This is a genomic window from Terrabacter sp. P5_B1 (genome assembly GCF_056400505.1).
This window is the reverse complement of the sequence record NZ_JBFULD010000107.1, coordinates 1-11,707: the sequence shown is the minus strand read 5'-3', so window position 1 is coordinate 11,707 and position 11,707 is coordinate 1. Positions and strand designations below refer to the sequence as shown.

The 11,707-nt window shown below is 73.5% G+C and carries 14 protein-coding genes; 6 read left to right on the top strand and 8 right to left on the bottom strand.

Annotation, left to right across the window (positions count from 1 at the left end):
• Positions 1-119 precede the first annotated feature (119 nt).
• Positions 120-1,151: an NAD(P)H-binding protein gene (locus tag AC1DP0_RS09850; protein WP_478084142.1), complete on the top strand. Its 1,032-nt coding sequence runs from the start codon at positions 120-122 to the stop codon at positions 1,149-1,151.
• 401 nt (positions 1,152-1,552) lie between these two features.
• Positions 1,553-1,918 carry an antitoxin gene (locus tag AC1DP0_RS09845; RefSeq protein ID WP_478084140.1) on the top strand — a complete coding sequence of 122 codons (366 nt, stop codon included), beginning with the start codon at positions 1,553-1,555 and terminating at the stop codon, positions 1,916-1,918.
• 96 nt (positions 1,919-2,014) lie between these two features.
• On the opposite strand, the gene AC1DP0_RS09840 is transcribed toward AC1DP0_RS09845, so the two are convergent.
• Genes AC1DP0_RS09840 through AC1DP0_RS09830 form a run of 3 tightly spaced genes read right to left on the bottom strand, consistent with a single transcriptional unit; the run spans position 2,015 to position 4,820 of the window.
• Positions 2,015-2,935 carry a DUF4097 family beta strand repeat-containing protein gene (locus AC1DP0_RS09840; protein WP_478084138.1) on the bottom strand — a complete coding sequence of 307 codons (921 nt, stop codon included), beginning with the start codon at positions 2,933-2,935 and terminating at the stop codon, positions 2,015-2,017.
• Positions 2,936-2,943: 8 nt separating this feature from the next.
• A complete protein-coding gene (locus AC1DP0_RS09835) occupies positions 2,944-3,585 on the bottom strand; it encodes a response regulator (RefSeq protein WP_478084136.1) in 642 nt (213 codons plus the stop codon).
• Positions 3,573-4,820, bottom strand: coding sequence for a sensor histidine kinase (locus AC1DP0_RS09830; protein WP_478084134.1), 1,248 nt, complete (start codon positions 4,818-4,820; stop codon positions 3,573-3,575). Before AC1DP0_RS09830 ends, AC1DP0_RS09835 begins: the two co-directional genes overlap by 13 nt.
• A gap of 174 nt (positions 4,821-4,994) precedes the next feature.
• Here AC1DP0_RS09830 and AC1DP0_RS09825 point away from each other — a divergent pair, with 174 nt between their 5' ends.
• From AC1DP0_RS09825 to AC1DP0_RS09810, 4 genes are all read left to right on the top strand, one after another.
• The gene (locus AC1DP0_RS09825) at positions 4,995-5,450 is read left to right on the top strand and encodes an NINE protein (RefSeq protein WP_478084132.1); all 456 of its coding nucleotides are present in this window, start codon (positions 4,995-4,997) and stop codon (positions 5,448-5,450) included.
• A 126-nt stretch (positions 5,451-5,576) separates the two neighbouring features.
• Positions 5,577-6,092 (top strand): DoxX family membrane protein, encoded by a 516-nt coding sequence (locus AC1DP0_RS09820; protein ID WP_478084130.1) that lies wholly within the window; start codon positions 5,577-5,579, stop codon positions 6,090-6,092.
• A 49-nt stretch (positions 6,093-6,141) separates the two neighbouring features.
• Complete coding sequence (locus AC1DP0_RS09815; protein ID WP_478084128.1) at positions 6,142-6,861, top strand: dienelactone hydrolase family protein; 720 nt, start codon at positions 6,142-6,144, stop codon at positions 6,859-6,861.
• Between the two features lie 104 nt (positions 6,862-6,965).
• Complete coding sequence (locus AC1DP0_RS09810) at positions 6,966-7,406, top strand: hypothetical protein (RefSeq protein ID WP_478084127.1); 441 nt, start codon at positions 6,966-6,968, stop codon at positions 7,404-7,406.
• A gap of 35 nt (positions 7,407-7,441) precedes the next feature.
• On the opposite strand, the gene AC1DP0_RS09805 is transcribed toward AC1DP0_RS09810, so the two are convergent.
• From AC1DP0_RS09805 to AC1DP0_RS09785, 5 genes are read right to left on the bottom strand one after another with little or no spacing between them, the layout of a single operon-like run.
• Complete coding sequence (locus AC1DP0_RS09805; protein ID WP_478084125.1) at positions 7,442-8,161, bottom strand: phosphodiesterase; 720 nt, start codon at positions 8,159-8,161, stop codon at positions 7,442-7,444.
• Positions 8,162-8,170: 9 nt separating this feature from the next.
• The gene (gene idi / locus AC1DP0_RS09800; RefSeq protein WP_478084124.1) at positions 8,171-8,812 is read right to left on the bottom strand and encodes an isopentenyl-diphosphate Delta-isomerase; all 642 of its coding nucleotides are present in this window, start codon (positions 8,810-8,812) and stop codon (positions 8,171-8,173) included.
• Positions 8,809-9,903, bottom strand: coding sequence for an NAD(P)/FAD-dependent oxidoreductase (locus AC1DP0_RS09795; protein ID WP_478084122.1), 1,095 nt, complete (start codon positions 9,901-9,903; stop codon positions 8,809-8,811). The genes idi and AC1DP0_RS09795 overlap by 4 nt, the downstream gene beginning before the upstream one ends.
• Positions 9,900-10,451, bottom strand: coding sequence for an isoprenylcysteine carboxyl methyltransferase family protein (locus AC1DP0_RS09790; protein WP_478084121.1), 552 nt, complete (start codon positions 10,449-10,451; stop codon positions 9,900-9,902). The genes AC1DP0_RS09795 and AC1DP0_RS09790 overlap by 4 nt, the downstream gene beginning before the upstream one ends.
• A 7-nt stretch (positions 10,452-10,458) precedes the next feature.
• The gene (locus AC1DP0_RS09785) at positions 10,459-11,529 is read right to left on the bottom strand and encodes a type III polyketide synthase (RefSeq protein ID WP_478084120.1); all 1,071 of its coding nucleotides are present in this window, start codon (positions 11,527-11,529) and stop codon (positions 10,459-10,461) included.
• Positions 11,530-11,707: the final 178 nt, after the last annotated feature.

Sequence of the window (11,707 nt, the reverse complement as noted above, 5' to 3'; positions counted from 1 at the left end):
GCCGTGTCCGGGCCGGTCCCCGACGCCGAGGCGGACGACGAGGGCCCGCTCGACCTCGTCCGCTCCGCGACCGACCTCATCGGCTCCTTCCGGCGCGACCGCCGCGAGCGCAGACGCCGATGAGGGTCGCCGTCGTCGGCGCGAGCGGCTACGTCGGGTCGCGGCTCGTTCCGGAGCTCCTGCGACGCGGCCACGACGTCGTGGCCACGCACCACCGGCGCCCGTCGACGGCATACCCCTGGTCCGGTGACGTCGAGTGGCGGCGCGTCGACGTGCAGGACGAGGTGCGCGTCGTCGCGGCGCTGCGCGGGGTCGACGCGGTCTGCTACCTCGTGCACGGGCTCGACGACCCGGACTTCATGCGGCTGGACCGCCAGGCGGCCGACAACGTCGCGTATGCCGCCGGCGTCGTGGGCGCCTCGCGGCTCGTCTACTTCTCGGGGATCGTGCCCGACCTGCCCGAGGACGAGCTGTCGGACCACCTGCTCTCGCGGCTCGAGGTCGAGGAGATCCTCGCGACGGCGGACTGCTCGGTGCTGACGCTGCGCGCCTCGATGGTCGTCGGGGCCGGGTCGACGAGCTTCGAGGTGATGCGCCAGATGTCGCACCGTCTCGGCGTCGTGCAGACCGTCCCGGCGTGGATGGGCGGTTCGGTCATCCAGCCGGTCGCGGTCGCGGACGCCGTGTGGTTCCTCGCCGAGGCGCTCGAGCGGCCCGACGTCACGGGACACCTCGACGTCGTCGGCCCCGACCGGCTCAGCTACGTCGAGCTGCTGAGGACGTATGCCGCCCGCGCCCGGCTGCTGCGCGTGCAGGTCCCCGTGTGGCTGGCTCCCGTCGAGACGGTCGCGCGCGTGGCCGGCGCCCTCGTCGACGTGCCGAGCGGCACGGTGCAGTCGCTCATCCCGAGTCTCGGGCACGACATGGTGGGCGACCGCGACGCCGCCGACGTGATCGGCGAGCCGCCCGGCGGACGGCTCAGCGTCGCGGACGCCGTGACGCGGTCGCTTGCCACACCCCGGGCCGGCGACGGCACGCCGGACGGCGCCGCGGTCGACGGCGACCCACAGGCACCGTCCGTGGGCGACCCGGGATGGTCGCGGCACCGGTCGGTCCTGGCCTGGATGTGGTCAGCCGCCCGCGGCCGGTAGCCGGGGCGGAGCTGGTGAGGCCGATCCGGGTCCGGGGACCGCGTCAACTCCGCCGGGGCGGAGCTGGTGAGGCCGATCCGGGTCCGGGGACCGCATCAACTCCGCCGGGGCGGAGCTGCCCGTCGCGAGCCCACCCGCCCTTCGAGCCGCTTCGTGACGATCACCCCAGTTCGGTTGGGCGACAGGCATTTCCCGTGCACTCCCAGCCTCTTTCCGTCACAGTGGTACCGCAGTTCATCTGCTCCCGGACATCTCGGGCATCCCGCCGATTCGCGCTCGGATTCAGGGTCGGTCGGGGTCCAATTGGGGGTCGATCCCGGTTGCGGTTGGCGGACCGAGGGTATGACTGTGGAAGCAGTGAGCCCGACGTGGGTCGGGCCAGTGCGAGACGAGGAGACACCGTGTCATTCGGTGAGCAGCTGAAGCACAAGGCGGACGAGGTCCACCTGCAGGAGAAGGCCAAGGACTTCGGCGACGCGGTCGTCGAGATGGCCAAGGCCGTCATGTCGGTCGCCGCCGGCTATGCCCAGCAGAACCGGGGCAAGGTCGAGGGAGCGCTCGACAAGGCCGAGGCCAAGATCGACGAGAAGACGGGCGGCAAGCACGCCGACACCGTGACCAAGGTTCGTGCCTCGGTCGACAAGGGCATCGACAAGCTCGTCGAGCAACACGACAAGGCGGCACCTCCCACCCCGGCCGCCTCTGCCGTGCCCGACGACAAGCACAGTGCCTTCGACGAGGACACCCCCGCCGGCAACCCCACCTGAGCCGGCACCCTCAAGGGCCGTATGCCGCCGGAACCCTCCCCCTCGGCGGCATACGGCTCTTGAGCGTCCGTCGTCGACCGAACCAGGGCCGCACCGTCAGCGGTCGTCGACCGTGACGTCGCCCGAACCGCTCCTGATCCGCAGCCGCGAGGTGCTGGCCGGGTCGTCGGTGACGCGGACCTTGGTGTCACCGGACCCCGTCGCGGAGTCGACGGCGTAGTGGGTGTTCGGCGGCAGTCGGACCGACACGTCCCCGGAGCCCGTCCTGACCCCGACCGTGGGGGGCGCCGTCGCGAGCTCGAGATCGACGTCGCCGCTGCCGTCCTCGGCCGTGACCTGGTCGGCCGCGAGGTTGGTCGTCCTGATGTCACCGGAGCCGGCCTTGAGCGCGACGCCGCCCAAGGAGCCCCCGACGGCGATGTCGCCGGACCCGGTGACGACGCTGACGTCGGTCGCGTCTGGGACGGTGATGACGTAGTCGACCGAGCACCCGCCGAACGGGCCGGTGCAGCTCGCGTCGACCGCGAGGGTCGACCCGCTCCAGGACTCGCGCGGGGTCGGCTCGCCCGAACCCGGACCCCACGACAGGTGCCGGCTGACCTGGACCGTGCCGGCCGTCCCGCCGCCACGGACCTGCACGTCGCTCGCCCCACCCCGGATCGTCAGCGCGCCGACCGGCTGGGCGWAGGTCTGCTGCTGGTCGGCGCTGCGCCAGAGCCCCCCGGTCGCGGCGCCCCAGGTCGTGACGCCGGCGATGCCGGCGAGCACCAAGGTGGCACCGAGGCCGGCGACGAGCCACCACGGTCGCGACGACGCGGCTGCCGGAGCGGACGTTGCGGACGGAGCGGTTGGAGCGGACGCCGCCGCCGGTGTGTCGGCAAGCCCCTCGGGTTGCCGGGGCCCCAGCGTCGGGCGGAGCCAGGAGTCGCCGTAGGGTTCCGCGCCGGGCAGCGAGTCGCCGTGGACACGGTCGTCCGGGACCGCTGCGGGCGGGTGGACGGGTTCGTGCATGGTCATGTCGTCCCCTAATCCGAGAGGTAGTGCAGGACGGCCAGGACCCGGCGGTGGTCGCCCGCGGTCGTCGGCATGTCGAGCTTGGTGAAGATGGCCGTGACGTGCTTCGCCACGGCGCTCTCGCTGATGTGCAGCGCGCGGGCGATGCCGGTGTTGGAGCGGCCCTCGGCCATGAGCGCGAGCGTCTCGCGCTCGCGGTCGGTGAGCCGGTGGAGCGGACTCTTGTCCCGCCGGAGCAGCAGCTGCGCGACGACCTCGGGGTCGAGCGCAGTGCCGCCGTCGGCGACCCGGCGCAGCGAGTCGACGAAGTCGTCGACGTCGGCGACACGGTCCTYGAGGAGGTAGCCGACGGCGGAGGTCGTGCTGGCGAGGAGGTCGGCGGCATACCGCTCCTCGACGTACTGGCTGAGGATGAGCAGCGCCACGCCCGGCCACTGCGCGCGGATCATGAGCGCGGCCCGGAGGCCCTCGTCGGTGTGGGTCGGCGGCATCCGCACGTCGAGCAGCGCGAGGTCGGGCTGGTGCCGCTCGACGGCGACGAGGGCGGCCTCGGCGTCGCCGACGGCCTCGACGACCTCGATGCCCTTGGCGGCAAGGAGACGGATCAGGCCGTCGCGCAGCAGGATCGAGTCCTCGGCGATCACGACCCGCACGGCATCTCCGCCCTCAGCAGGGTGGGACCGCCGACGGGGCTGGTCACGGTGAGGGTGCCGTCGACGGAGGCCACCCGGTTTGCCAAACCGGTGAGGCCGGAACCCGTACCGGTCGCGGCGCCGCCCCGCCCGTTGTCGCCCACCTCGACGACGAGGCTTCGAGCGTCCGCGGTGACCCGGACCGTCGCGGACGTGGCTCCCGAGTGCCGGGCGATGTTGGTCAGGGCCTCCGACACGACGAAGTAGGCGACGGCCTCGAGGGTGCGCGGAGGTCGCTGGGCGAGCAGCACGTGCAGGCTCGTCGGCACCGGCGAGCGGGCGACGATGCCCGACAGGGCGGCATCCAGCCCGCGCTCGTCGAGGACGGCGGGGTGCAGTCCGCGGACGAACCCGCGCAGCTCCGCGAGCGCCTGCTTGGCCTCGTCGTGGGCGTCCTCGATGGCCCGGCGCGTCGCCGGCGGGGCGTCGGTGGCCAGGGCGGACCGGGCCATCCCGAGGTTGAGCGCGAGGGAGGTGAGTCGCTGCTGGGCGCCGTCGTGGAGGTCCCGCTCGATGCGGCGGCGCTCGGCGTCGGCGGCGTCGATGACGCCCGCGCGGGTCTGCTCGAGGGCGGTGACCCGCGGCGAGAGCTGCTCTCCCCGGGTCTCGCCGAGCATCGGGCGCAGGATCACGAGGTCGAGCGCGGCGGCCCCACGGGCCAGCCGTGGGGCGATGACGAGACAGCCGAACCCGACTGCCGTCTGCGCCCAGATGCGGCCGACACCTTGGAGCACCCCGACAGGGAGGGCCGCCGTCTCCGGGCTGATCCGCGACCACAGCGGCGCGGTCACGAGCACGAGGCCGCCTCCCCAGCAGAACGCGAGGAGGGCGGCCGAGGCCGAGAGCAGGACCGGCGCGACGAGCGCGTGGTACGCCAGCTGACGCCACGTCGTCGCCCGACCCAGGCGCGCCAGCCAGCCACGCCAGCCCGGTGCAACCGGGCCGGCCGGCGCGGCGACGGAGACGCCCAGGAGCGCGCCTGCCCGCGCCCGGTGCCAGCGGCTCAGCCCCTCGGACACGACGAGGAGCAGTCCGACGACCGGCACCCCGACCACGAGGACGGCCAGTCCCGTCGCGAGCCCGGCGAGGGCCCACACGAACGGGGCGGCCAGTGCCGCGACGACCCCACCCACGACGACGTATGCCGTGTGGCGGGGTGCGAGGCGACGCTCGAGGCGCCTGCGGTCGGGGGTCACGCAGTCCACGGTAGGGGTCGGGAGGCGGCTCGGACCATGACGTTTGTGACCGATCCGGGGTGGAGAAAAGTACAGGGCGCCGCCGTCCCGAAAGGGCTGCCGTCGCCATCCCCGTCGTCCATGCTGGATGAGACCCGGTCCGGCTGTCGACCGCCCACCCCCTCGGAGGCCACCATGACCCAGCAGCCCGAAGAGCCGACCACGCCCACCCAGCCGCCGCCCCGCGAGATCCCGGCCGGCTGGTATCCGGACCCCGAGGGCAAGCCGCAGTCGCGCTACTGGGACGGCGACTCGTGGACCGAGCAGGTGGGCCCGCAGCTCCCGGCGGCCCAAGCCCTCCCGACCCTCCAGCCCGTGCAGGCCGCGCCATCGCTGGCTGCGGCGTTCGTGCCGGTGACCATGGACGCCGAGGGCCGACCGGTGAGCGACCGGTCCAGGCTCGCGGCGGCCCTGCTCTGCTTCTTCGTCGGGGTCTTCGGCGTCCACCGCTTCTACGTCGGCAAGGTCGGCACCGGCGTCCTGCAGCTCGTCACCTTCGGCGGCCTGGGCATCTGGTCCCTCATCGACCTGATCGTCATCCTCGTGGGGACCTTCCGCGACAAGCAGGAGCGGTTGCTCATCAACTGGTGACGCGGATTTGCCCGCGTAGGAACGGGTTTGGTCCAGGTAGATGGGCTCAACCCGAGGACGAGGCGTATTTCCGGAGCCCCGGCTCCTTCTGAGGTGTCGACCGTCCTACCTCAAGGAGCAACCGCCATGTCCCAGCTCGTCATCGACCACCCGTCCACGACCGGCCTGCGCGAGGTCGCGACCCGGACCGCCACGGCCGCCGTCGACCGCCTCCAGGCGTTCCTCGTCGCCTACAGCCTGCAGGTCCTGCGGATCTGTCTGGGGCTGGTCTTCCTCGGCTTCGGCGTCATCAAGTTCGTGCCGGGTCTCAGCCCGGCCGAGGCCATCGCCTCGGCGACCATCGACCGGCTCACCTTCGGGCTCGTCTCAGGTCACGCGGCCGTGCTGCTGACAGCCGTCACCGAGACCTTCATCGGCCTGACGCTCGTCACCGGCACGTTCCTGCGCGTCGGGATCGTCGTGCTCGGCGGCGCCCTCATCGGCATCATGTCGCCGCTCGCGCTCTTCACCGCCGAGCTCTTCCCGCACGGCCCGACCCTGATGGGCCAGTACGTCCTCAAGGACATCGTCCTGGCTGCGTCGGCCCTCGTCGTCGCCGCCTACGCCCTCGGCGCCCGGCTGCACCCCGGCTCGGACGACTGACGAAGGACCGTCCGGCGGGCGACCGCTGGCCCACCGACATACTGACGACATGACCGAACACGTGACGATCACGACCGACGCCGGCGAGATGCCCGCGCACCTCTGGCTCCCCCCGACCGGCCACGGACCGGGCATCGTCGTGCTGCAGGAGATCTTCGGTGTCAGCGACTACATCCAGCGGCGCGGCGCCCAGCTCGCCGAGATGGGTTACGTCGTCGTGGCGCCGGAGATCTTCTGGCGCCTCGGGGTCGTCTCGCCCGTCGAGGGCGACGACGCGCTCCAGCAGGGCGTCGCGCTCGTGCAGCGCCTCGACTGGGACGCGGCCGTCCGCGACGCCGCCGCGACGGTGGAGTGGCTGCGTGACCGCGACGAGGTCACGGCCGGGGTCGGCGCCGTCGGCTTCTGCTTCGGCGGAGGCCTCGGCTACGCCGTCGCGGCCCACCTCGAGTCGGGGGACGCCGGGGCGACCGCGCCGCTCGACGCGCTCGTCAGCTACTACGGCTCGGCTCTCCCGGACCTGCACGAGGTCCTGACGGTGACCGCCCCGAGCCTGCACCACTTCGGGCTGGCCGACTCCTTCATCGACACCGAGACGGTGCGGCGGATCGAGGCCGCCGTGACCCAGCAGCCGGCGACCACCTTCGAGACGTATGCCGGCGCCGACCACGCATTCGACAACGACGACATGCACTGGCACGACCCGAGCTCCTCGACCCTCGCCTGGTCGAGCACCGTCGGCTTCCTCCAGAAGCGTCTGGCCGTCTCGTGAGGTGAGCGCGACGCGCCCGGGCACCGGGTGGCCGCGAGAGGCAACGGGTATGGCCACAGCGGGCTGCTACTGCAGTGCCGACCAGTCACGAATGAGGAGTGCCCGTGGAGCTGAACCAGCTCGAGGCGGTGGCGCCCGGGCTCGCCGCACGGATCGCGGGTGCCGAGCCGGGGCACGCCCGGATCTTCGCCTTCCGCGTCGCCCGCCTCGCCTGCGCCCTCACCGAGGTCGACGACGCCACCGCCCTCGAGGTGGTCAGGGGTGGCCTGGAGCGCTACCCCGAGGTCGACGAGCTCATCCGGCTGTGGGACCTCGAGCGCGACCTCGACGCCGCCTGCGAGAGCCAGCTCGAGACCGCGGTGGTCACAGCCTCCCTCGAGCAGCTGGCTCTGCCCTCCCAGTGCGTCGAGGCGCGCGCCGTCGGCTCGGTCATCGCTGCACTGACCCCTGACGCCCGTGTGGCGGCGCGAGGTGCGACGTACGAGGCCCTCGCGGCCGGCTGCGACGGCAGGACTCTCCATGCCCTCGCCGACGATCTCTTCTGAGCCGCCGGTCCGAGCCGATCGCCGCTGCGAGTTCGTCAGGCCGGCTCCTGCGGGAGCGGGCGACGCGACCGGCGGCTGAGCCGCCGCGACCAGCGGTAGGCGGGCTCCCGCACGGCCACGACCCAGGCCGGCGCGGTGGTCCCCTCGAGCTCGTCGACGATCGGGTCGAAGCGCATCGTTGAGTCGAACCGCTCCTGCCGCAGCTGGAGCAGGCCCACGACGTCCCAGGCCCCGCGATCGACGGCGATGGCCAGCTCGAACTCCAGGGGCTCCGGCTGGTCGTCGACCGGACGCAGGAGCAGAGCGACCGAATGGCCCCCCGCCCTCGTCGGCAGCAGCGTCGTCAGCGGACGACCGGCCGCCCGTCGCACCGGCCTGAGGAGGTGCCGGCCGACGTGTCCGGTGCCCGTCGTCGCGAAGAGCAGGTCCGCGGGGCGGCCCCGTGCCCCGGCTCCCGGCAGGCGCAGGGCCAGACCGCCGATGTCCCACCACCCGTCGGGCGTGCCGACCGCTCGCGACACCCGGGCGGTGCACGGGTGGACGCCCCGGTCCCGGAGCAGCGGGACCCCGAGGTCGGGCTCGGGCACGTCGATGCGCAGCTCGGAACCCCACGTCCGCCCTGCCGCGTGGAGCGGCTTGCGCCCGGTCATCAGGGCGACGAGGCCGAGTCCCACAGCGAGCGCGACCCCGGCCACCCGTGCGGGCGGGGTCGGCATGCGGGGCGGCGCCGGGCGGGGAGCGGAGGTCGTGGTCACCCCCTTCACCTACCCAGCACGGGGGCGAGCCACCGCGGTGCCCTTCGTCGAACGCGACGTCATGGCGGGCGGGAGATCCGCCGGGTCGGCCGTCGGCCAGACGGACGGGTCGGGCCCGAGGCCGTCCAGCTCGGCCACCTGCTCGCGGCACCAGGTCGACACCGTGCGTCCGCCGGAGAGGACGTCCGCGGCGAACGCCTCCCACTCCACCCATCGGACGTCCTCGACCTCGGTCGGGTCGGGGCCGGGCTCCGGCGCCACCCCGGCGACCCGCCCGGTGAGCACGGGGCACAGCTCCCACTCGACGGTGCCGTCCATCTCGGCCCGGTAGGAGAAGCGCGGCAGCACGAGGCGCAGGTCGCGCACCCCGAGACCCAGCTCGTCCCGGGCCCGGCGGAGCACGGCGTCCTCGACGGGCTCACCCGGCGCCGGGTGCCCGCACGCCGAGTTGGTCCAGACGCCCGGGAAGGTGGCCTTGGACCGGGCGCGCCGGGTCACGAGCAGCGAGCCGCGGTCGTCGAAGAGGTAGACGGAGAAGGCGAGGTGGAGCGGCGTGTCGGCGTGGTGGACCGTCGCCTTGGGCGCGGTACCGGTGGCGTGGCCGTCGGCAGAGACGAGGACGACGAGCTCCTCCGGCCCGGTCCCCGTCATCGACCCGGCCTCGCGAGCTCGTTGACGGCGCCGCGGAAGACGCTCGGGATGGTGCCCGCCGCGGGCACGAGCAGTCGCCGGGCCCACGTCGGGCGCGTCGCCTGGACGAGGGCGTGCGTCAGGAGCGAGTAGCGCCGCGTGGCCGCTCGCCACGACCGCTCGTAGGACGCCGGGTCGTCCGCGACGATCGCCGCGACGGCGGCCCGGGCGTGGGCCAGGCCGAGCGAGATGCCCTCACCGGTGAGGGCGTCGACGTAGCCGCTCGCGTCGCCGGCGAGCAGGACCCGTCCGGCGACGCGGCGCGTCGTGCGCTGCCGGAGTGGTCCGGCGCCGCGGACCGACGTGACGACGGGCGCTCCATCCAGTCGCTCGCGCAGGCCAGGGAACTGGGCAAGGCTGTCCGTCAACGGGTTCCGTTGCGTGCTGAGCACGGCGACACCGACGAGGTCATCAGCCACCGGCGTCACGTAGGCCTCACCCTGGGGGCCCCAGTAGACCTCGACGTGGTCTCCCCAGGGACGTATGCCGTAGTGCTGGCGCAGTCCGTAGCGGCGCAGCGGCTGCGTCTCGGCCCTGCGTCCGGCGGAGTGGTCGCGCTCGAGGCCGACCGACCGACGCGTCGGTGAGTGCAGCCCGTCGGCGGCTATGACCCAAGGGGCCGTCAGGGTCGGCCCGGCGCCCCCAGGGCTGCTCGTGTGCACGGTCACCCGGGTCTCGTCCTGCGTCACCTCGGCCGCCCCGAMTGGAAGCACCTCGACGCCCGCGGCGGCCACGGCGTGGCGCAGGGCGTCGTGCAGGACCGTGCGCCGGACGCCCCGGCCGGGCCCGACCGTGAAGTCGGCCTCGGCGAACCGCCCTCTGGCGATATAGCGGATCCCCCGCACGTCGCGTCCGGACGGCTCGACCCCGAGGTCGGTGAGCGCCTGGAGGCCGCCGGGCATGAGCCCCTCCCCGCAGGCCTTGTCGATGGTGCCGGCCCGGGGCTCGAGGACGGTGGGAGCGAGTCCCGAGCGGACGGCATACAGCGCGGCGGCGAGCCCGACGGGACCTCCACCGATGACGATGACGTCGGCGCTCCTGTCGGCACTCACGCAGCGGCTCCGCTGGGCGTGTCTGCGGGAGAGGCGATCTCGCGCAGGGCGGCGTTCTCGCACCGGATGCGCACGGTGAGCAGGGCCGCGTTGGCGACGGTGAAGACCAGGGCCGTCACCCAGGCGGTGTGCACGAGCGGCAGGGCGAAGCCCTCGACCACGACGGCGACGTAGTTGGGGTGCGGGATGACGCCGTAGGGGCCGCGGCGCACCAGCGGGAGGCCGGGGACGACGATGACGCGGGTGTTCCACTGGTTGCCGAGGGTGGTGATGCACCACCACCGCAGGGCCTGGCTCGCGATGACGAGCGCGAGCATGACCCAGCCGAGCGCCGGCACGAAGGGCCGGTCGGCGACCCAGACCTCTGCCACCGCGCCGACGAGCAGGCCGGTGTGGAGCCCCACCATGACGGGGTAGTGCGACTGGCCGCGCTCGACCCCGCCGTGCGAGAACGCCCACGCTGCATGGCCTTTCGACACGACCAGCTCGGCCAGACGCTCGAGCCCGACGAGCACGACGAGACCGGTGAAGAGCCACTGCGACAGCATCGGCGCCTCAGTCCGCCGCGCGGAGCAGGACGAGCTCGAGGCAGAAGCCGGGGCCCATCGCCATGAGGACGCCCCACGACCCGGGCTCGGGCGTGTGGTCGGCGAGGGTGTCGGCGAGGACGTGCAGCACCGAGGCCGAGCTGAGGTTGCCGATCCGGTCGAGGGAGCGCCACGTGACGCCGAGCGCCTCGCGGTCGACCTCGAGCGCCTCCTGCATCGCGTCGAGCACCTTCGGGCCGCCGGGGTGGGCGACCCACCAGCCGATGTCGGCTCGCGTCAGCCCCTGGTCGGCGAGGAAGCGGTCGACGTCGTCGCGCACGTTCGCACGCACGAGGTCGGGCACCTCGGCGCCGAGGACGATGCGCAGTCCCGTGGCGCCGACGTCCCAGCCCATGGCCCGCTCGGTCTCGGGGTAGAGGCGGCTGCGCGTGGCGACGATGCGCGGGTGGCCGGCCGCCAGGGCCGCGGCCCGGTTCGCGCCGACCATGACGACGGCGGCCGCGCCGTCGCCGAAGAGGCCGCTTGCGACGAGGTTGGCCACCGACCGGTCGTCACGCTGGACCGTGAGGCTGCACAGCTCGACCGACAGCAGGACGGCGACGTCGTCGGGGTGCCCGAGGAGGTAGTCGTGGACCCGCGCGACGCCCGCCGCCCCCGCGACGCAACCGAGCCCGACGAGCGGGACACGCTTGACGTCGTCGCGCAGCCCGATCTCGGCCGCGACCCGGGCCTCGATCGACGGGACGGCGAGACCGGTGATCGTCGTCGACATGATGAGATCGACGTCCCGCGGAGTGAGACCGGCGGCCGCGAGCACCTTGGTGACGGCGTGCGAGCCGAGCTCGGTGGCGACGCGGATGAACTCGTCGTTGGCCTCACCGAAACCGTCGAGCTCCCAGTAGCGCTCGAGCGGAAGCGCGAGATGTCGCTGGCTCACCCCCGAGTTGGCGTGGAACCGCTCGAGCAGGGCCCGGTCGGGTCCGACGGAGCCGAGCACGTCGGCGAAGGCCGCCGTCACGTCGGCCTGCGCGTAGCTGTGCTCGGGCAGGACGCCGCGGACGGCCGCTAGGTGGCTCACCGACCCAGCCTAAGCGGAGGCGGTCGTGCAGGTGTCGCTCATGCCCGGACCAGGAGGGCGACGACGTTGACGAGCGCGATCCCGATCGCCGCCACGAAGGGGAGGCGGCCGCGCGCCACGACGGCCACGACCGCGAGCACCGCGCAGACCGCGAGCAGGAGCACGCCCTCCGCGTCGA

Excerpts from the sequence above, each read along its gene's own strand:
- AC1DP0_RS09850 (WP_478084142.1), top strand. The coding sequence starts at position 120 with ATGAGGGTCGCCGTCGTCGGCGCGAGCGGCTACGTCGGGTCGCGGCTC.
- AC1DP0_RS09825 (WP_478084132.1), top strand. The coding sequence starts at position 4,995 with ATGACCCAGCAGCCCGAAGAGCCGACCACGCCCACCCAGCCGCCGCCC.
- AC1DP0_RS09820 (WP_478084130.1), top strand. The coding sequence starts at position 5,577 with ATGTCCCAGCTCGTCATCGACCACCCGTCCACGACCGGCCTGCGCGAG.
- AC1DP0_RS09815 (WP_478084128.1), top strand. The coding sequence starts at position 6,142 with ATGACCGAACACGTGACGATCACGACCGACGCCGGCGAGATGCCCGCG.
- idi (WP_478084124.1), bottom strand. The coding sequence starts at position 8,812 with ATGACGGGGACCGGGCCGGAGGAGCTCGTCGTCCTCGTCTCTGCCGAC.
- AC1DP0_RS09790 (WP_478084121.1), bottom strand. The coding sequence starts at position 10,451 with ATGCTGTCGCAGTGGCTCTTCACCGGTCTCGTCGTGCTCGTCGGGCTC.